The following is a 19,770-nucleotide window of genomic DNA, read 5'->3' as shown; positions in this document are numbered from 1 at the left end:
TGCGGGGCCATCCAATGCCGGAAAGGCGAGCGACAATCGATAAGCAGATTCGGGAATTCGGAAGAAGAAAAAGGTGGCGTTGCACGAGGCAGGCGCCGCCCTTATCTTGGGAGGAATGTCGCATTCATTACATGGTCCGGTGTTTGTTGTCGTCCGTGCTCGGCCAGCCGATGTCCTTGCGAATGTCGAAGGGCATGGCTTCGATTTCGCGGGCCGTCTGCCAGCGCGTCCAGGCGAGCACAAGCTTACGGGCATAATCTGCCAGGTCGAAGCGGCTTTCGCTGGAGGTGAGGGACTTACCACCACCGCGATAGGTGAGAGTGGTCATTTTCCGGTTCCTTTCTAGGGTCAGGGGCATGGTCGTCAATGGGAGGTTCGTCCATGTCCATGATCCTAATATGGGCCTTGAAAACTCATCATTCAAACGAATAGAACTTATGGATAACATCAGAGATATTGAATGATCGTTGCGTGCCCGCCGGCCGTCTATGGCACCTTTGCAGCCTGTCATCGAGCTTAATCCCCGGCTTTCCGTGCAGAGGGATCGCAAATCTGCAGCTAAACATGATGCCGAAATGCGTGAGCGGTTTCGGACGACATCACACTCTATTTCTTTGATCTAGAATCCCGGTTCAAATTTTAGGCCGGCCCGGCCTAAATCATCCTCATCTAATGCGCAGCGGCCGGCGTGATGATCCCGAGATTGCCAAGCCCGACGACGATCAGCTGGACTGCGACTGCGGTCAGCAGAATGCCGAAGACGACCTCCGAGACGATCATGGTGACCGGCTTCATACGCTTGGCGAGCTTGTCGATGTTGGTGAACACCAGGTAGTCCAATGCGCCGACGATTAGGATCAGGCCGATGACGAGTATCGCGCTGGCGATCGAGACGACTTCGCCGGAGGCGATGATGATGACCGTAATGCCGACAGGATTGAGCAGGTAAGGGACCGCAAGCGGAAAGACGGCTAGCTTGTCTGGATCGACTGGCGCCGCAATGTCGTCATGCGGCTTCTCTGTCGGTCCTGATGCCATCTTGATGGCGATCAGCGCGAGGATGATGCCGCCGGCGACGGCGACCGCACCGCCCGTGATGTGGAGAAGCCGCATCAGCAGAGCGCCGGTGGCAAAAAGGATCAAAGCCGTGACAACGGCGATCATAACCATCTGGCGGCCGATGCGCACCTTGGTTTCGGTGTCGAAGGTGTGGGTCTTTTCCAGAAACGGCACCAGGGCAATCTTCGGCCCCATGCCGATCAGAAGCAGCAGAAGAAGTTTTCCGACGAGTGCGGCATCGATGACTGTGAAATCCATGGAACGTGCCCTCTAAATTTGTGACGCGGAAATCGAGACCCTCCCCGCCCGGGGGAGGATAGTGACGAAGAGAACCAAACGAACTCGCCAGTTTTTCTGCGAGCACTCAGCGCGGGCACACATCCCAGAAGCCCGTCGTCTTGGCGGGCGAGGTGTAATACCAGCATTGACCGGATTGCGGCGGCGTGCCTGCCAGTGAAACGGCCGCAGCTCCGGCGACGAAGCCGATGGCGGCACCCGCGGCGATGGCGGTCCCCGGACGCCAGTAGCGGCGAGGGGTGACGACCACGACACCGCGCCGGACGGGCGGGCGAACGACGGGAGCGGTTCGGCGTCCGACCGCAGCGCATCCGCGTGGTCCGCAGGCTGCAGCGCCGCAGCCTCTCGGACCACATGCCGCCACGCCACGACGGGCGGCTTCGGCAGTTACGGGAATGAGGACGGGCGCGCAGACCGTCATCACGACGGCAAGCGTCGCAAGCATGTGCGACAGGATGACCAGGATCTTCATTTCATTTCCTCCCATTGCTCTCGTGTGTCGTTCATTTCCTCGAAGATGCCGCCCTCAGGCCGGGTTTGCGGCGGCGGCTGCGTTCTGTGCTGCGAGCGTCTGCTGGGCAGCGGCAGCAACTGCGTCGTCCTTGCCGCCCGAGACCTGAACGGTCGGCACGGCGAGCTTGATGCCGTTTTCGTTGAACGCCTGGTGGATCATCCGCAGAGCCCGACGCTTCAGCGTGAACTGCTGGCCGGGAAGGGTCATGACCTTCATCCGCAGGAGCAGGCCGGAGTCGCCCAGGCTGTCGATCCCTTGCATCTTCAGCGGCTCGATCGTCGTCGGCTTGAACTCCGGATCCTCGAACAGCTCCAGGCCGATCTTCTTGACGATCTTGCGAGCCTTCTCGATGTCGGAATCGTAGGTGATGGTGATCGTCATCTTCTCGATGACCCAGTCGCGGCTCATGTTCTGCACGGCACCGAGCTCGCTGAAGGGGACGATATAGACCGCGCCGCGATGGTGCCTGAGCTTGATCGATCGTAGGCTGAAGGATTCGACAGTGCCCTTGTAGCTGCCGCTCTGGATATATTCGCCCACCCGGAAAGCGTCGTCGAGCAGGTAGAACATCCCGCTGATCACGTCCTTGACCACCGTCTGTGCGCCGAAACCGATCGCAACGCCGACCACGCCGGCGCCGGCGATCAACGGGCCGATCTCCACGCCGAGCGACGACAGTGCCATCATGATCGCGACGGCGACGAAGAGGATCATGAGGAAATTGCGAAGGATCGGCAGCAGGGTTCTGAGACGTGTGCGCCGCCGCTCCCGTTCGCTGCCGACTTCGAGGACGGCTTCGGTGTCGCCGAGCTTGCGATCGATCAGCACTTTCACAACGCTCCAGGCGAGGTCGACGACGAGCAGAATGATGCCGGCGCTGAGGAGGCCGCGCACGAGGCGCAGAAGCGGCGAATCCTGCATCGTCATCTGCGTCAGCCTGATATCCAGGGCGTTGGCCAGCAGAATGATGGCGCCGACGATCAGTGCCGCCCTGATGCCGCGCTCGACGATGACCGAGACGACGGTGCCTCTCTTATGGCCGTCCTCTTCGTCCTCGGAAAAGCGCAGGATATTGTCGACCGACGCCTTGGTAAGGGCGATAGCGCCGGGCAGTGCGGCACAGACCACCGCGATCCAGAACAGCCTCATCGCTCCCACCACCCACAGCAGCCAGACGGCAACGAAGTAGACCGTCCAGAGCCAGTTCCGCGCCCGCAGGCCGATGCGGCTGGCCTGGCCGGCCGTCAATCCGGACGGACGTCTCCAGACGGCTTCGATGCCGATGACGAGGAGCACGAGGCCGAGGGCATAGGCCACGAGTTGCCGGGCCGGGACGGAAAAACCGAGTGTGCCGAGCAGGTGGATGGTCACCCAGCCAAAGGCATACCAGCCGACGAGATAGCCGAGGCGTTTCGCCCAGTGGCCGGCGGCATCCCTGGTGATCGGCACGACACGAAACCGGCCTTCTTCCTCGGCCTTTGGTGCCAAAAATACCTCGAAAAGAGCGCTCGCCAGACGGAAGATCACGATCGCGAAGAGGTATCCCACGACCATTTCCCTGATAACAGGCGGCCATTGGAACAGCAGGAAGAAGCCGATGCTGCCGAGCCCGAACGACAGAACGAAACATGCCGCCCACAGAAGCCTCGCAGCCAGTGCGATCACCCTCTGGCGAACCGTGGCGAAGGGCGCGCGCGCCATCCATGAACGCCAGCCGGCGCTGATCCACCAGAACAGCCATTGCGCGGCCAGACCGACGGCGACGAAGGCAGCGACCAGGAAGATCGGCCGCGTCCCGCCGTTCGCCTGGATGTCTTGGTCGAGTATGGCCGCACCACGCATCGTCTCCGAAGGAAAGGACTGGATAGCCCCGAGAAGGCCGGAGGCGTGGACACGGAACCGCATCGCAAATTCCGAGAATGAAGGGTCGGCGTTCGGCGTTGCGACGGGCGGTTCCGTCACGGCCTTGGCAGCTTCCGACTGCTGCTGCAGGAAGCGCTGGACGTCCGGATCCGAGAACATGCCGATAAAGCGCTGGACACTTTCAGGCTGCGGGCTCGCAGGCGTCGCGCTCTGCGCCACGGCAATTGAGGCACAAAGGAGAATGGATGCCAGGGTGGCCCCGATGACAAGCGGCCTGACCATGCGGATCTTGGAAAGTAAAGGCATCGTCTATCCTGATCTCGATGAAGCTGTTGCGTCTGCCTGTTGCTGAAGCGCTATTGCCTGCATGTCTCCTTCGATCGGCCCGCGGCAGTGCACTCGGACGCCTTCGGTCGCGTACCCACGGGACCCGTGAGGCCGCTGACCTGGCCGGCGTAATTATCTCTGGTGTCGGCATCGACGACCGCGACCGGGGCGGCAAGGATCAGGCCGGCGGCGCTGCCCGCCGCCGCCGCCGTGCTCGTCGTCGCGGCGAGGATCTTGTCCCCGAGCCCGACCTTGCTGTCGGTCAGCGTCTGGCCGTCGGAAATCCGAGCGCCGATGAGCTGAACGACCTCGGGCGATTCCGCGAATTTTCCATGGTTCAGCCTGTCGCCCGCCTTGACCTTGGTGAGGTCGATCACGGTGATCTGGCTGTCGGCCAACTCTTTCTTGAAAGGGGCCTGCTCGGGATCGATGGCGCCGAGTCTGGCGACGTCGCCCCATACCCTGCGCGATACCGCGAGCGCGCGGTCGTCTCGCGAAACGAACAGGGTGAAATTCGGATGCTGCTTGCCCATGTCGACGATCTGCTGGCGGAAGACATCGACATCCACGTCGGGCGAGGCCAGCATGACATTCTTGAACTTGGCAGGGAGGCGGCCGTTGCGGATCGCCATCTGGCGAAGCGCTTCCAGCGCCAGCCAGTTCCCCATCGAATGCGCCAGGATCGAGACTTCCTTCACCTCTGGATCCCTCGCGAGATACTGGAAGAGCATCTCCAATGCGTTGCGCGTGTAGTTAGTGCTCTCCCTGTCATAGCCATAGGCAAGCAGACTGCCGCGCGACGGCCATGTCACCAGCACGGGCGCGCTATGCACGCCGGAATCCTTGACGATCTGAGCGAAGCGATAGACGGAATCTTCGAAACGGTTGTTGAAGCCGTGGATGAACACCAGCACGCTGCGGTCGCGGCTCTTCCTGACAGAGGCGCTCAGCCATTTCTTGGCGTCGTCGCGTGTGATCTCCTCGGCTTTCAAGGTTGCGAAGTCCGTGGCCGGATTGGAGGGAAGCCTCCTCGGCCAGGCGACTTCGCCGATCTTGCGGACGTTCGCAGGCGGGATGGATACGGTGATGTCGGCAAAGGCCGGGGCGAGTGCGCGTTCGCCCGTGAACATTTCGCCTTGGATCGTGGAGCGGCTGCGCGTCGTGGTCACGAGCATGGCGACCTTGGTGGCGTTCGGCGCGCTATCGGCAACCGGGATGAGGACGTTCTTCGGGTGGCCGCCGCATCCGGCCAATGCGCAGAGCAGCAGCAGAGTCGAGATCCATTTCAAACCCAGAGCATTACCTAGTTTCTCCGAGCCACGGAAATGCTCTGTCTTTTTGTTTTCACGCAATTCCGGACGCAAAACCGCTGCGCACTTTTGCTGGAATTGCGCTAGGGAAGGGCTTGGTTGAATTCGGCCGTCAAGACATTTTGCTGTGCTCACTGGCGTTCCTCATAGCCCTGTCAAGTTTGTACGGGCCTCGACGCCGCACGCCGCGGCGGTCGAAGTCGGCACTGAGGTCAGACTATGCGAAGACGAGATGGCGTGCCCGTATGATCGGGTATGTTACGGTCGGGGAGACAGTATCAGCGAGGTTGCAGGTCCGAGGTGGCGGCAGTCGACGCAATTGCGTCGGGATCGGGCACCGTCATCCCCGCCTTGCGAAGTCCTTCGATCAGACGATCGCGATCTTCGGGCTGCATGTTGCGCATTGCGAGTTCCGTTACAATGTTCGGCAGGAAGTCAGGTCGCATGCTGACGAACACCTGTCCTTCCCGGCGGGCGTCGTCCATCATGCCAGCCTCCGCGTAGATGATGGCGGCAACAACATGGAAGAGAGGGAACTTCTGCATGTTCGCCTGCCTGATCTCCAGCACGGCGGTGTGGTTGTCGCGGAGCATGTAGGCGGCCAGGGCTCGCGTTCCGTGGTAGAAGCCGCCGCTGCCTGGATTGAGCGCGATGGCCTGGTCCAGCAGGCTTGCTCCACGTTGCCACTGGCCAGCGATCGCAAGCCGCGTTCCGAACTCGCCCATCAGTTCGGTGTCATTGGGATTGGTGGCGAGCGCCTGCTCGCCCACACGAAGTGATTCAGCCAGCTGCCTGTCGAAGAACAGCGCCGTCATCAGTGCTTGAAGTCCGCGCGTATTGTTCGGATCGATCTGGGTTGCGCGCCTGGCGGCATCGAGTGCACGCTGTATGGCTGAATCCTGGCCTGGTGTCGGATTGAATTTGTACCGGTCCTCATCGAGATAGACGATCGACAGCATTGCCCAGGCGGTCGCATAGCTCGGAAACCGCGCAACCGCAGCCTCGAGGCAATCCCGGACGCGCGCATGCGCTTCGGCGCTCAGTTCCGAACGATAGGCATAGAAGCGCAACGTGCACTCATACGCGCCGAGGTCATCAGGCGGCGGACCGGCGGAGTCGATCTGTGCCATGACCCCGTAGGGCTGGGCGATGGCGGTCGCGACCTTTCTGGCGACATCCGTCTGGATCGCAAACAGGTCTCCCGATGCGAGATCATTGTCATAGTTCTCCGACCAGAGGATTTCGCCGTCCGACGTATCGAGCAGCCTCGCCGTCACACGAAGACGCTTGCCCGACGTGCGTACCCCGCCGGCAAGGAGATAGCGTGCGCCGAATTCGGCGCGGATTTCCGATGCGCCCACATCGGCGGGGAGGGACTTGGACGTTTCGCGGCCGAAGACCTTGATCTCCTTGAACCGTGGCAGGATGGTCATCAGTTCCTCGGTCAGGCCCGCCGTGTAGAGCTGCGCCTCCGGCCCTTCGCCGAGATTGGCAAACGGGGCCACGACGAGGGCCGGCCGATCGGGCGACAGGCTTGCTACGCGTTCGAGCGACGGAGCGGGAGACCGTGCCCCGATCCAATAGAGCGAAATAGCCACTGCAGCGAGCGCAGCAGCACCCGGCAACAAGACCCGCCTTGCGCGCCACCAGCGTCCGGGACGGGCCTCGGAGGGTGATGTTTCGCCAGCGTCTTCGTCTCCAATGTCGACTGATGCCGGGCAGGACCAGGCGAAGGTTGGGATATATCCGCCTTTGGGAATGTCGATTCTGACTGGGTCATGCTGCCCGGCGACGAGATAATAGCGCTCAAGCGACCGCCGCAGCCGTCCGGCCTCGATCCTGACCACCGGATCGTCCTGGGTGAAGCCGGGATCCCGGCCGAACACCTCGATCGCGATCGAATAGGCTTTGATCCGGTTGCCCCGACCCTCGAGAGTTTCCGAGACGACATAGCGGAGAAACGCCGCCGCGCGGCCGACGCCCGGAAATTCAGGGCTGGAGACGACACGTTCCAGTTGCTCGCTGATATCATCGGCTTGAGGCGCCGGCCTCGAAGAAATGGGTGCAGCAGACCCCTCTGCCGGTATCGATGTCTGCATGTCTGTCCCCAATCCCCCGTGGAGTCACATCACTGCCAGACCGTATGTTACGGTAACATACTCCACGAACCGATTGCCGTCCATGAAGATCGGGATCTGGCACACGTTGCAGTGGCGACGTCTCGAATGCCGGTAAGGAGTGGACCATGGACGAAGGCGTGACCGCAGTCCGTCGGCAGTTTCCAGCCAGGATCAAGGCGATCGACGATCTCTCTGCCCGCAATGAGGACTTTCGGGAAATCTGCAGGGACTTTGCCGACGCCCAATCGGCGCTGCAGAAATGGAACGTCTCGACCGATCCGAAACGCGACGAGCGCGTCGTCGAATACCAGGAGCTGATCGCAGAACTCTCCAAGGAGATAGAGGGCGCGCTTGACGCCTCGGTACCGCCAACGGCTCGCTGATGCGTGCAACCAGGCCGGCGGCAAGTCATCGCAAGGCGTATGTTACGGTTACCTACTTGCGTTCCATCGCCCGGTAACGACCATCGCGACAGATGTCCGGCGCGGAAACTTTGCGCTTGCACGAAACGAAACGCCTCCGAAGGATATTGCCGTGGTTTCCGAAAATTTGGACGAGCCTGCCATTTCCCCAACGCCTCGGAATCCACTCCGCAGGATAGCACTCATCATCGTCCTTTTGGCGCTCGCCCTGTTCGTTCTCTCCATCTTCATGGAGCGGCGCACGCCATCGACCTCGCAGGCTCAGGTCCAGGCCTATATCGTCGGCATCGCGCCCGAAGTCACCGGCCGGGTGGTGGAAGTCGGCGTCGCCGACAATTCGCGCGTCGAGGCCAATCAGATTCTCTTTCGTATCGATCCCGAGCGCTATGAACTCGCGGTCAGTGAGGCCGAGGCGAGCCTTGCAAGTGTCGGCCAGTCAATGGGCGCGTCAACGGCTGCTGTCGATGCGGCACAGGCAAAGCTTGTAACGGCCCAGGTCGATCGGGACAATCTTCGCGAACAAGCTGCGCGCGCCGCAGAGCTGGAAAAGAGGGGCGTGTATTCCAAAGCGCGGGCTGATTCAATCAAATCGGCTTTCGGTCAGTCAGAGGCGGCCGTCACCGGTGCTGAGGCTGAGCTGGCCAAAGCCAAGGAGCAGCTCGGGCCAAGTGGAAATGACAATCCGCAGCTCCGGGCAGCTCTGGCCGCGCTCGAAAAGGCACGACTCGATCTGGTGCGGACCACCGTTCAGGCACCTTCGGCCGGGGTCGTGACCAACCTCCAACTTACAACCGGTAAGGTCGTGTCGGCCGGACAGTCAGCCATGACCTTTATCGATGTCGGAACGATCTGGATCACCGCCGCCTTCAAGGAGAACAGCCTCGAGAAGGTGGCAGTCGGCAACCGGGCGGAAGTCCTTTTCGACGCGCTTCCCGGCCGGTTGTTTCCGGCGCAAGTCGAGAGCGTTGGTTTCGGCGTATCGCAAGGCAGCACGGACCCGAACACCGGACTGCCGACGATCCGGAGCGATAGCGGCTGGGTCCAGGAGCCGCAGCGGTTTCCAGTCCGGCTCATCATCGAGGAGGCGCAGAGGCCCAAGGGCGGCGTACGCTACGGATCGCAGGCGACAGTCGTCATCTACACCGGCGACAACCCGGTCACCAATGCCTGGGGATCGCTCTGGATCCGCATCATGTCGGTGCTGACCTATGTCCGCTGAGAGGAGCCCCGCGGTCGAGGAGCAGAAACGCAAGGGGCTGCGGGTTGCGTTCGCGGTCTCGATCGGCTTTACGCTCGCAGTCTATGCGGGCGCCATCGTGCCCTTCCTCGGTCCGCTCTTTGCCGCCCAGTTTCTGCTCGGAAGTTCGCGGCCGATGCCGCTCGGAAAGACCATCGGCGCGGCGATGATCATCCTGATCGTCGGGATGGCGATGATGGTTCTGACCAACGTGCTCGGCGCCCGTCCGGCGCCCTTCCTTCTGATCCTGGGGCTGACCTATTTTGCGTGCTTCGCCGCACAGTCGACGGGAAAGGGAGGACCGGCGGTCTTTCTCGTGCTCGTCGTTTCGATCATCGTGCCTCTGCTCGGCATCCTGAACAAGGAGCTCGCCAATTCCATCCTGTCCATCCTGGTCGCCGGGGTGTTGTCCGGCACGGCTCTGATGTGGTTCGCCCATGCGGTCTTTCCCGAGCCGTTCTCCCCGGAGGTTGAGGTGGTGGCGATCGACGAGCGGCCGCCGGCCTTGGGTCGGGCGCTGGCAAACACGGTCATGCTTCTGGGCTCCGTCGTGATCTGCCTGACGAGCGACAACCTGACCGCTGCGGCGGTCATTCCAATCACCGTGGCGTCGTTGCTCGGGCAGCTCGACGTTGCCGCGAGCGCGCGGACGGCGATCGGGCTCGTGCTCGTCAATCTTTTCGGCGGCGTGCTCGCCTCCGTTGCCTATGCCGCGCTCTCGCTGCGCCCCAATCTCCTCTCGATCTTCCTCATCGTTCTCGTCGTCGTCCTTTTCATCGGTGGGCGCGCGGCTGCTCGCTCGAAGGACGCGCCGGTGTTTGCCGGCGCCCTGACGACATTCCTGATCCTCTTCGGCCTCGGGGTCTCGCCTCTGCCGGGGAGTGCTGCAGAATCCTTCGCCACCCGCATCGTCTATGTCGCAGTGGCCTTGATCTACGCGCTGCTGTTTGCCGTCATCCTGTGGCCGCGGACGAGGGAAACGAAGAGGATATCGGCATGACATTTCCTCGCCACTGGAATGAATGTAAGTATATGTGAATATACTAAGGCCGACAGCCTGCACACCATGTCTGACCGCAAGGAGGATTTGAGATGGCTAGACCTCATGCATTGTTAATCGCCACGGGACTGTTCCTGCCTTTTGCAGGGTTCCCGTTTTCGCCACATCCGATGCCGACCGCCGCCGCGCAGGAGCCTGCCGCTTCCAGTCCCGTCGCTGCGGAAGACGACGCGCCAGCGCCGCTGAGCGAGGACGAACTCGAAATCCTGGTGGCGCGGATTGCACTTTATCCGGACGAACTGGTCGCGCTCGTCACATCGGCGTCGCTTTATCCGCTGCAGGTCGTGGAAGCAGCCCGGTTTCTCGAAACCTTGAAGAAGCAGCCCGAGCTCAAGCCGAAGACGACGTGGGACGGCAGCATCGTATCGCTGCTGAACTATCCCCAGATCGTCACGATGATGAGCGAGGATCTGGACTGGACGCAGTCTCTCGGAGAGGCGCTTTCCTACCAGCAGAAAGACGTTCTGATCGCCATACAGCAACTGCGCGACAAAGCGGTCGCCGACGGTATCATCAAGACGGACGACAAGATCAAGGTCAGCCAGGAGAACGACAACGTGGTGATCGTCTCCGCCAGTCCCGACAAGATCTACGTTCCGCAGTATGCGCCGGAGATGCTGTATGAACCGAACTATGTGGCCGCGCCGATCGGCTACTATTCCGAGCCGTATCCGAACTACTACTATCCGACCGCCACCTTTTTTGCCGGCGTGGTGACGGGAGCAGTGTGGGCGGCTGCCGTCGACTGGAACCGTTGGGGTGTATGGGGCGGGCGCTGGAACGGCAACGTCGATATCGACTGCAACAACTGCTTCAACAACATCAACGGCAAAGTGAATATCAACGACGTCGACTGGAAGAAGGTCGACCGCAGCAAGATCGGGTTCGACGGCGCGCAATTCAACAAGATCGACCGCAGCTCCTTCCGGACCAGTATCGAGGCGAACGGCAACAACAGGGTCGGAGCAAGAGGCAACGACCGTGCGAACACGGTCCGCGACCAGCCAGGCAAGGTCAGCGTCAACGATGTCCGCAAGAGCAAGATCGATGCGGACAGGGTCAATGCTGCGCGCAACAAGGCAGGCAATTCGGGAGCGGCTCCCGGGGGCGGGAAGGGAGCGCAGGCTGCGCAGAACCGCAGGCCCGAGGCAAGGACGCCGAATAGGGCTGCCGAAAACGCAAGGCCCGGGGTCAACGCTAAACGCCCGGTCGCAAAGCCGAAGCCTGCGGCCCGGGTCGACAACCGGCCCAGAAAGCCATCAGCCCTCGGTCAGGTCGACAGCGGCAGGCGCGCTGAGATGCAGTCCAACCGCGGCAGACAGGCCATGGCCGGGAGCAATCGCGGCGGCGGTAGAGCAATGCGCGGCGGTGGCGGCGGCCGCGGCGGCGGTCGTCGGTGACCGAAAGAAGGAGGAAAGTCATGACCAGGTCAGTCAGAAACATGCTTCTGGGTTCGGTGTTCGCCTTTGCGGCTCTCGCCACCAATCCGGTTTCCACGTCTGCAGCGGAGCCATCCGATGCGACCGTCATCTCGGGCTTCGCCGCGCAGAGCGATCCGCCCGTATTCGAGACGCCGGAACAGGCCATCGACGCTTTCAAGGCGGCCTTGGCGGCCGACGACTTCGACAAGTTTACGGCGCTGCTGGGTATTGATGCAGCGAAAGCGAAGGCAGGCGAAGGCGTGATGGACACCTACGCACAGATCCGGGACGGCACGAAGAAGAAGATCGTCGTCAAGGACGTCGATGACCGCAAGATCATCGAGATCGGCGACAAATTATGGCCTCTGCCATTTCCGATCGTGAAGGGCGACGATGGCAAATGGGGTTTCGACGCCTATGCCGGGTTCGAGGAGATCATCAATCGTCGCGTCGGCGAGAACGAATTGCAGACCATCGACACGATGCAGGCCTATGTCGACGCTCAAAAGGAATATTCTTCCGCCGACCACGACGACGACGGCGTTCTGGAATATGCCCAGAAACTGATCAGCAGCGACGGCAAAACCGATGGCCTCTATTGGTCGCCTGATCTCGGCGAGGGGGATAGCCCGGCGGGCAACGCCCTCGAAGACAATGCGGCGCTTGATAAGGCCAAGGCCGGCGAAGGTTATTACGGCTATCGCTACAGGATCATCGACGGCCAAGGGCCGAACATCGCGGGCGGACAGTTCGACTATGTGATCAACGGCAACATGATCGCAGGATTTGCCCTTATCGCCTGGCCGATCCGATATGGTGAAACCGGCGTCCACACATTCGCAGTCAACGCGAACGGCACGGTCTACCAGGCCGATCTCGGCCGGGAGACCGAAAAGATCGCTGCTGGCGTCAGGACCTTCAACCCAGGTGACAACTGGGACGTGACTGCTGATTGAACACGGTTGCGCGTGTTGGGAACCAAGTCTGCTCCACCTCGTTGCCGCTTGGTACCTGACAATGTTGCAAAGGAGGAAACGATGATTTCCGCAGAGCAGATCCGTGAACATATGGAAGTGCGGGCTGCCGACGGCACCCATGTCGGCACAGTCGATCATCTCGACGGCACCACCCGCATCAAGCTGACGAAGATGGATTCGGAAGACGGCAAGCACCACTTGATACCGATCGATTGGGTCGATCACGTGGACGCACACGTCCATCTGTCGAAGAACGCCAGGGATGTCCGGATGCAATGGGCTACCATCAACTGACAGCCGGTCGGCTGCGGCTTGCGGGCCGCAGCCTCCACACTTTTCGGCATCATGCTCATAAAGGAGCCCGCCATGTCGAAGCAATTGAAGAGGGGCGATGAGGTAAGCTGGAATACCAGCCAGGGAAAGACCGAGGGCAGGGTGGTCAAAAAGCAGAGCAGTCCGACGAAGATCAAAGACCACAGCGTGAAGGCATCGAAGGCCGAGCCGCAATATATCGTCGAAAGCGACAAATCGGGAAAGCGCGCGGCACACAAGCCTGACGAACTCAAGAAGCTTTGACGCCGGCGGCCGTTCTGTTCGAGCAAAGGAGATCGATATGCCAGCCAAGTCCAAGGCCCAGCAGAAGGCGGCGGGCGCCGCACTTTCGGCCAAGCGTGGCGAGACGCCGAAGAGCGAACTCAAAGGCGCCTCGAAGCAGATGGTGGAATCCATGAGCGAGAAACAGCTCGAGGAATTTGCCTCCACCAAGAGGAAGGGCAAACCCCAGCACGTTTCGAAATAAGGGTGCCGAGAACCGCCATGCGTTGCAGGACGTTCCCGCCGCTTAACAGCTACGGGGCCGTGACTTTGAAAGCGGTTGCCTCTGCCGCCGGCGTCGGCTGGCTATGAAGCAAGATTGGCGGTTCGTCCGCGGTCGGTGTATGGTTCCGACGATCGTTTCGAGGCAATTGCCCATCAGCTAGAAGAGCGCATTGCGCTAAAACGGAGTCCGAGATTGGCCGTCGCTTTTACCAAGGAAGAGAGTTTCGAAACCGCTTCGGAAACCCTGTTGCCCGATCGTCCGATTTCGGCGCATCCGAACCTTGTGACGGAAGCGGGATTGAAGGCTCTGGAATTACAGTTCCAGCAGGCTCGCGAGGCCTATGATGCTGCGAGCCCCATCGAGGACGTGAGCGAACGGCGGCGGCAGGCGGCCAATCCCTTGCGTGATCTTCGCTACTTAGCCGCAAGACTTCGCACCGCCCAGCTCGTGCCTGCCCCTACGTCAATCGATACCGTCGCCTTTGGCAGCACGGTGACTTTCCGTCGTGACGACGGGCGCGTGCAGACCTATCGCATCGTCGGAGAGGACGAGGCCGATCCGAAGGCCGGCTCCATTTCCTATGTGTCCCCAGTCGCACGGCTTTTGATGGGCAAGGCTGTAGGCGATATGGTGGAGACAGGCGGCCAGGAACTGGAGATCATCGCTATCGCATAGGAGCGCGCTATTCGCGTGGCCATCTCATTATTTTAGTACTATCCGGTACTTTATTTATCGAACCTTTACCATCCGTGGCTAGAACGATGACATTCCATCATCGAAAGTCATGCTCATGGTCAGCGCAATTTCCAGTTCTGCATCCACCATTTTGGGTTCAGCCGCTTCAACCGCGTCTTCCAGTTCGTCGGACCAACTTGCCTCTCTTGAGGCGCAGCTTGCCGAAAAGCAGGTAGCCCTGTCGGAAACGCAGGACGAGCAAGAGAAGGCCACGATCGAAAAATCCATCGCGACGCTGGAAGCGAAGATTGCCAAGATCGAAGCGAGCGAGAGCAGCCAAACTCAGGCGTCTGCTGCGTCGAAGCCTGCCGGTGACGCTCCGAAAGAACTTTCCGGCGAAAGCGAGCGTATCGGCACGACGAATTTTGACGAGACCAGCGAGTTCGGCAGCCGCACGGCTTATGTCTGATAAAAGCGACCCGGTCACCGGGATGATGCTGCATTTTTTAGTGATGCATCAAAGGCGGCGCTTGGCCACGGTGACGACTTCGCGCGTCAGATCCGCCAGGCGGTCGGCGGCGAGGCGATTTATCTGCCAGTAGAGCGGGACATCGAGCGGTGTATCGGGCACCAGCTCGACCAGCCGTCCGGATGCGAGGTGCTCGCGGGTCAGTTGTGTCGGGTTCATTCCCCAGCACATGCCTGAAAGGCTCGCCTCGACGAAGCTTTGCGGCGACGGCAGCCAGTGGGTGGGATAATCGAGATCGCGTCCGAATGTTCGCCTGATCCAGCTGCTCTGCAGCCTGTCCTTTTGATTGAAGGTCAGCGCCGGAGCGTTGCGGATCGCCTCTGATGTCACGCCCTGCGGAAAATAGCGTGCGACGAAGTCGGGGGTTGCCGTTGCATGGTAACGCAGAACGCCGAGGGCAAAACGCCGGCATCCTCGGACCGGTTTTTCCAGGCTGGTGACGGCGGCGATCACCCGCCCGCGCTGCAGCCATTCGGCGGTATGGTCCTGGTCGTCGACGGCGACGTTCAGCAGATAGGAAGAGCTTTTGGCAAAATTCGACATGGCCTCGACGAACCATGTTCCGAGGCTGTCGGCGTTCGTCGCGATTTGAAGTGTGACCCTTTGCCGTGGTTCGTCGGGATCGACGAGGGCCGGCAGTTGCCCGAAGAGTTCCGCTTCGAGCATGCCGACATTCTCCACATGGCGGCACAGCCATTCTCCCTTTTCGGTCGCCGTGCACGGCGTGCCTCTGACGATGAGGACGACGCCGAGACGCTCTTCGAGCTGCTTCACGCGCTGCGAAATGGCCGAAGGGGTCACGTTCAAAGCGGTCGCAGCTCTTTCGAAGCTGCCTGTCTGGACAATAGTTGCGACGGCGCGAAGAGCGGGATAGTCGAGCATGGATTAGTTTTACTTAATCTAGATAAGTTAGATTAATTAGCCTAATTCTCGAAATAGCGATAGCGCAACCCCACCGAAATGAGGGGCGTTGGCCGAAGAGATGAATTTTTCGATCTATGGAACCGGCCTGATGATGGGTCTCAGCCTGATCGTCGCCATCGGCGCGCAGAACGCCTTCATTCTCCGCCAGGGCTTGCGCAACGAACATGTCTTCGCCGTCTGCTTCGCATGCGCGTTATCGGATGCCGCGTTGATTGTGCTTGGCGTGACCAGCCTGCAGCAAATCGCCAGGTTCATGCCCTGGCTCGATCCCGTCATGCGCTACGGGGGAGCTATGTTTCTGGTCTGGTACGGGGCAAGAAGCCTCTATTCCGCCTTGCGGTCGTCCGCCGCTCTCACGGCCGCGGAAGCCAAACCATCGAGCTTTCGGCAGACGCTGGCAACCTGCCTCGCACTCACCTGGCTCAATCCGCATGTTTATCTCGACACCGTGGTGCTGCTCGGCACGATATCGACACGATATCCGGGAGAGCAGGCTTCTTTTGCGGCAGGGGCGGTGACGGGGTCCTTCCTGTTCTTCTTTTCGCTCGGATATGGCGCGAAGCGGTTGCGGCCGATCTTCTCGAAACCCTCATCCTGGCGCATGCTGGAAACGCTCGTCGCGTTCACGATGTGGATCATAGCGTTCAAACTGCTGGGTGGGTTGTGACCGCCGATCCGCTTCACGGCGTTTCGGCGGCAGGCTCCTCGTTCGACGAGACGAACCTCAGGAATTGTTCCTGTGCGCGCGTCGGCATCCAGTTGATGCGCAGGGTGAGGCCGATCGGCCGCGCGGTGTGGCTGAGGTCGAGCGGCAATGCCTTGAGGAGGCCGCGGGACAATTCCGCCTGGGCCTGCAGGTAGGAAATGCAGCCGAGGTGGTCCGTTCCGTTCAGCAGTTCGCGCATCAGGATGAGCGAACTGGACTCGACGATGCTTGTCGGCGGGTGGTCCAGGCCCTCGAACAAGGTGTCGAAATGCCGCCGGATCGGCGTGCCGCGCTGGCCGACGATCCATGGATAGGCCGCGAGTTCTTCGACCGAGAGCTCGGAACGTGCCGTCAGCGGATGGTTGCTGCCGGCGACTACGACCAGCGTATCGGTAAACAGGAAGCGTTGCTCGACGTCACCGATCGGTGCGGGATCGCGCAACGCGCCGATCAGGAAATCGATTTCGCCGCGCCTGAGGCCGGCAAGCAGGTCGGCATAGGGACCTTCCAGAATGTGGATCGGCGTGTTCGGACGGAACTTCCGGAACTCGGCGATGGCTCTCGGAAGCACGAAGGAGCGCGAAAGCGGCATCGCACCGACGACGATCCGGCCTGCTTCCTCTGAAAGCGTTTCGGCGAGATCCACCTCCGCCTGCGCCAGTTCGGCGAAGGCGAGGCGTGCGGCCTGGGCGAGCGTTCCGGCGGCGCGGGTGGCGACGATACCGTAGGAGGTCCGCTCGAACAGCGGGCGGGCGGCTTCCTCCTCGAGTTGCGTCACCGCCCGGTGAACGGTCGGCTGGGCCAGGCCGAGCCTGCGAGCGGCAAGCGTAAAGTTCTCGGCCTCGCGCACGGCGATGAGAGCCTGCAGTTGAGAGGACGTCGCGACCATGCGAAGGCGTGGGCTGAGTTCATTGAGGGCCGGATCGAGAAAGCCGAAGGCTCTTCGCACGCGCTTTGCCAGGACATCCCCTTGCGCGTTGGCGAACAGTCCTTGCGGGGTCCTGGTAAAAAGGGTCGTTCGCAGGGCGCGTTCGATCTTGGAAAGCGCCTGCGTGACCGCGGGCTGCGAGAGATGGCAGACATCGGCCGCCCGGGTGACGGAATTGGTGTCGAGCACGGCAAGGAAGACCCTCAGATGGCGAAGGTTGTGCTGGACTTGCAATGCCGGAGACGCCGCTGAATTCAAGTCAAATCACGCTCCAAAATGGCATCGGCCCGCGCTTCCAGAGAATTCTGCGGCATCAGGATGTCCAATTCGCCGATCCGGCGCTGCCAGTCGGCCGTCGCCGAGGCCATGCGATCCGGTAGTCCCAGTTCCCTCAGTGTCGCGGCGACTTCCTGCATTTCCGCGGCCCGCCGCTTGCCATGTACCATCATGCGTTCAAGGTTGTAAGCTGCGCGCATCGTCCAGTCTATGCCAGGATCCGAGGCCTGGAGAGATGCGAGCACGGCTTTTTCCACGCCGGCGCGGCGGGCAGCCAGCAGGCATTCCGCAGTCAGCGCCTCGAAGCCTTTGATCATCACCGACCGCAGCATCTTGATCGACGAGGCCTGTCCGATCTCGTCTCCCACTGTCCCGGCCTGCATTCCGAGGCCAAGGAGCACGTCTTGCGCCCGTTCTGCCGACGATCCTGAGACCAAGAGCGGCGTGCGATGGCGGGCGGGATAAACGGGCGACATCACCGCGACATCGACATAAACGGCGCCGGCAGCTTCAACGAGCCTGGCGGCGGCGGCCTTCGTCGCGGGAGAGCAGGAGTTGCAGTCGAGGTAAAGCGCGTCTCTCCCGAGGAATTCGGCGACCCGGGTCGCCGCTTCCAGGGCGCGGTCTGCAGTGACCAGGCTGAAAACGGTGTCGGCGCCCGTCAGCGCCTGTGCCGGTGTTTCGGCGCAATCGACACCGAGATCCGAACAGGCCTGCAGCAGATCGCCACGCTGGGATGGATCTTCGACCTTTATGTCGAAGGTGGAGATCTTTTCAGGCGACGCGCCGTTTTCGGATCGCCAGCCCGATACGAAGGCCTGCGCCGCTTCGCCGAATCCGATCGTTGCAATAGCCGACATCCGCTTTTCCCTTTTCGATGCTGTCAGGCAGCCGCCTTCTCGACCTGAAGTTGGAGAGGCAAGTGCGGCTCTAGCCGCGCTTGCCATGGCTGGTATCAATGAGCCGGATCCTTGACGCTCTCGAACGTCTGGAATTCGGTATTGTAGAGCTCGCCGCCCACTTTTTCGACCTTGCGCACTTCGAGCTCGATCTTGGCCTTAGGCTGTCGGGAGATGCGGGAAATGCCCATTTCAAAATGATCTATTGGATATAAGAAAAAGCTATAGTTCTCGGGCTACTGAGCCGCTTGAGAAGATTCCCTATAGCGAAAACTTATAGGCTCTGCGGCAATTCCAAATTGGCAAAAGGCAGCCTGGGGAATGAAATCCCTCCAACGAGGAAGGAGGCATTTCATGTCGGAAAAGAAGACGGCTCTCGTCATCAGCGCACATGCCGCGGATTTCGTCTGGCGCTCCATGCGGAGAGAGCGGAGGAGGAGATAGATGGAGCCCTGTTTCGACATTGCGCATCTGGCGCATGTCGAGATGTATTCGAACAAGTTCGAAGAAAGTCTCGACTTCTTTCTGCGGGTTTACGGGCTGAGCCTTGCCGGCCAGGACGAGAATTCCGCCTATCTCAGGGCATGGGACGATTACGAGTTCCATACGCTGAAGCTGACGCGCCACCACACGACCGGCGTCGGGCACATCGCCTACCGGGCCTCTTCGCCTGATGCGCTCGACCGGCGGGTGAAAGCGATCGAGGCCAGCGGCTATAAGGTCGTCGGCTGGGTCGACGGCGATCTCGGCCATAACAGCGCCTTCCGCTTCGAAGATCCCTTCGGGCATGTCTTCGAAATCTATTACGACACGGTCCGCTACAGCCCGCCCGACGATGAAAAACCGGCTCTGAAGAATATTGCACAGCGCTATCACGGTCGGGGATGCCACCCCCGGCGTCTCGACCATCTCAATCTTCTGGCGTCGGATGTTTCCGAGTTCAGGCGGTTCATGGAGACGTGCCTCGGGTCCCGGGTGACCGAGATGATCCAGCTCGACAACGGGCGCGTGGGAGGCTGCTGGTTCACCATCAACAACAAGGGCTACGACCTTGCCTGCACCGAGGAGCATGGCCGCGGCAACGCCCGTCTTCACCACGTCACCTATGCGACGGACACGCGAGACGACATTCTCGGGCGGCCGACATCTTTCTGGAAAACGGCGTCCACATCGAGACCGGTCCACACAAGCACGCCATCCAGGGCACGTTCTTCCTCTATGTCTGGGAGCCGGCCGGCAATCGCGTCGAGCTTGCCAATGCCGGCGCGCGTCTCATCCTGGCGCCCGATTGGGAGCCGATCGTCTGGACGGAGGCCGACCGGAAAAAGGGGCAGGCCTGGGGACTGAAGACGATCGAAACATTCCACACCCACGGCACGCCGCCGGCGGACAAGAACGGAGCATAA

General features: G+C 61.1%; 21 protein-coding genes and 1 pseudogene. 12 read left to right on the top strand and 10 right to left on the bottom strand.

Annotated features, from left to right (window positions below):
* Positions 1-127 precede the first annotated feature (127 nt).
* The 6 genes from GR198_RS13100 to GR198_RS13075 form a co-directional block, all read right to left on the bottom strand.
* Positions 128-328: a hypothetical protein gene (locus GR198_RS13100; RefSeq protein WP_012757869.1), complete on the bottom strand. Its 201-nt coding sequence runs from the start codon at positions 326-328 to the stop codon at positions 128-130.
* 341 nt (positions 329-669) lie between these two features.
* Positions 670-1,317: a MarC family protein gene (locus tag GR198_RS13095; RefSeq protein ID WP_029870671.1), complete on the bottom strand. Its 648-nt coding sequence runs from the start codon at positions 1,315-1,317 to the stop codon at positions 670-672.
* 106 nt (positions 1,318-1,423) lie between these two features.
* Positions 1,424-1,828 (bottom strand): hypothetical protein, encoded by a 405-nt coding sequence (locus GR198_RS13090; RefSeq protein WP_029870672.1) that lies wholly within the window; start codon positions 1,826-1,828, stop codon positions 1,424-1,426.
* Between the two features lie 54 nt (positions 1,829-1,882).
* Positions 1,883-4,039 carry a mechanosensitive ion channel family protein gene (locus tag GR198_RS13085; protein WP_029870673.1) on the bottom strand — a complete coding sequence of 719 codons (2,157 nt, stop codon included), beginning with the start codon at positions 4,037-4,039 and terminating at the stop codon, positions 1,883-1,885.
* A gap of 50 nt (positions 4,040-4,089) precedes the next feature.
* Positions 4,090-5,505: an alpha/beta hydrolase gene (locus GR198_RS13080; protein ID WP_032983792.1), complete on the bottom strand. Its 1,416-nt coding sequence runs from the start codon at positions 5,503-5,505 to the stop codon at positions 4,090-4,092.
* Between the two features lie 143 nt (positions 5,506-5,648).
* Positions 5,649-7,469, bottom strand: a complete 1,821-nt coding sequence (locus GR198_RS13075) for an adenylate cyclase (RefSeq protein WP_029870675.1) — start codon at positions 7,467-7,469, stop codon at positions 5,649-5,651.
* Between the two features lie 146 nt (positions 7,470-7,615).
* On the opposite strand from GR198_RS13075, the gene GR198_RS13070 reads away from it, so the two are divergent.
* The 10 genes from GR198_RS13070 to GR198_RS13025 all read left to right on the top strand — a co-directional run bounded on the left by GR198_RS13070 (position 7,616) and on the right by GR198_RS13025 (position 14,571).
* On the top strand, positions 7,616-7,873 hold the full coding sequence (locus GR198_RS13070) for a hypothetical protein (RefSeq protein WP_029870676.1): 258 nt from the start codon (positions 7,616-7,618) through the stop codon (positions 7,871-7,873).
* A gap of 151 nt (positions 7,874-8,024) precedes the next feature.
* Entirely contained in the window at positions 8,025-9,131 is a 1,107-nt protein-coding gene (locus GR198_RS13065) for an HlyD family secretion protein (RefSeq protein WP_029870677.1), read from the top strand.
* Positions 9,121-10,149 carry a DUF2955 domain-containing protein gene (locus tag GR198_RS13060; protein WP_029870678.1) on the top strand — a complete coding sequence of 343 codons (1,029 nt, stop codon included), beginning with the start codon at positions 9,121-9,123 and terminating at the stop codon, positions 10,147-10,149. The genes GR198_RS13065 and GR198_RS13060 overlap by 11 nt, the downstream gene beginning before the upstream one ends.
* Before the next feature lie 92 nt (positions 10,150-10,241).
* The gene (locus tag GR198_RS13055) at positions 10,242-11,609 is read left to right on the top strand and encodes a DUF3300 domain-containing protein (RefSeq protein ID WP_029870679.1); all 1,368 of its coding nucleotides are present in this window, start codon (positions 10,242-10,244) and stop codon (positions 11,607-11,609) included.
* Positions 11,610-11,629: 20 nt separating this feature from the next.
* Entirely contained in the window at positions 11,630-12,586 is a 957-nt protein-coding gene (locus GR198_RS13050) for a DUF2950 domain-containing protein (RefSeq protein ID WP_029870680.1), read from the top strand.
* Positions 12,587-12,667: 81 nt separating this feature from the next.
* Complete coding sequence (locus tag GR198_RS13045) at positions 12,668-12,901, top strand: DUF2171 domain-containing protein (protein ID WP_003540582.1); 234 nt, start codon at positions 12,668-12,670, stop codon at positions 12,899-12,901.
* Positions 12,902-12,973: 72 nt separating this feature from the next.
* Complete coding sequence (locus GR198_RS13040; RefSeq protein ID WP_029870681.1) at positions 12,974-13,183, top strand: DUF2945 domain-containing protein; 210 nt, start codon at positions 12,974-12,976, stop codon at positions 13,181-13,183.
* A 37-nt stretch (positions 13,184-13,220) separates the two neighbouring features.
* Positions 13,221-13,406 carry a DUF3008 family protein gene (locus tag GR198_RS13035; RefSeq protein ID WP_003560205.1) on the top strand — a complete coding sequence of 62 codons (186 nt, stop codon included), beginning with the start codon at positions 13,221-13,223 and terminating at the stop codon, positions 13,404-13,406.
* Positions 13,407-13,619: 213 nt separating this feature from the next.
* Positions 13,620-14,102 (top strand): transcription elongation factor GreA, encoded by a 483-nt coding sequence (gene greA / locus GR198_RS13030; RefSeq protein ID WP_029870682.1) that lies wholly within the window; start codon positions 13,620-13,622, stop codon positions 14,100-14,102.
* Between the two features lie 109 nt (positions 14,103-14,211).
* Positions 14,212-14,571: a hypothetical protein gene (locus GR198_RS13025; RefSeq protein ID WP_029870683.1), complete on the top strand. Its 360-nt coding sequence runs from the start codon at positions 14,212-14,214 to the stop codon at positions 14,569-14,571.
* Between the two features lie 48 nt (positions 14,572-14,619).
* Here GR198_RS13025 and GR198_RS13020 read toward each other — a convergent pair whose 3' ends face one another.
* Positions 14,620-15,513: a LysR family transcriptional regulator ArgP gene (locus GR198_RS13020; RefSeq protein WP_029870684.1), complete on the bottom strand. Its 894-nt coding sequence runs from the start codon at positions 15,511-15,513 to the stop codon at positions 14,620-14,622.
* Between the two features lie 100 nt (positions 15,514-15,613).
* Here GR198_RS13020 and GR198_RS13015 point away from each other — a divergent pair, with 100 nt between their 5' ends.
* Positions 15,614-16,222 (top strand): LysE/ArgO family amino acid transporter, encoded by a 609-nt coding sequence (locus GR198_RS13015; RefSeq protein WP_029870685.1) that lies wholly within the window; start codon positions 15,614-15,616, stop codon positions 16,220-16,222.
* A 13-nt stretch (positions 16,223-16,235) separates the two neighbouring features.
* Here the strand turns inward: GR198_RS13015 and GR198_RS13010 are convergent, their stop codons facing one another.
* The 3 genes from GR198_RS13010 to GR198_RS36110 form a co-directional block, all read right to left on the bottom strand.
* On the bottom strand, positions 16,236-17,447 hold the full coding sequence (locus GR198_RS13010; protein ID WP_164069106.1) for a LysR family transcriptional regulator: 1,212 nt from the start codon (positions 17,445-17,447) through the stop codon (positions 16,236-16,238).
* A complete protein-coding gene (locus GR198_RS13005) occupies positions 17,444-18,325 on the bottom strand; it encodes an NAD(P)-dependent oxidoreductase (RefSeq protein WP_164069105.1) in 882 nt (293 codons plus the stop codon). Before GR198_RS13005 ends, GR198_RS13010 begins: the two co-directional genes overlap by 4 nt.
* Before the next feature lie 95 nt (positions 18,326-18,420).
* Positions 18,421-18,555 (bottom strand): hypothetical protein, encoded by a 135-nt coding sequence (locus tag GR198_RS36110; RefSeq protein ID WP_261315154.1) that lies wholly within the window; start codon positions 18,553-18,555, stop codon positions 18,421-18,423.
* Between the two features lie 253 nt (positions 18,556-18,808).
* Between GR198_RS36110 and GR198_RS13000 the strand changes: the two are divergent.
* Positions 18,809-19,770: pseudogene (locus tag GR198_RS13000) on the top strand (VOC family protein).

This window comes from Rhizobium leguminosarum (assembly GCF_010668065.1).
Lineage (GTDB): Bacteria > Pseudomonadota > Alphaproteobacteria > Rhizobiales > Rhizobiaceae > Rhizobium > Rhizobium leguminosarum_S.
This window is presented reverse-complemented; position numbering and strand designations above follow the sequence as displayed.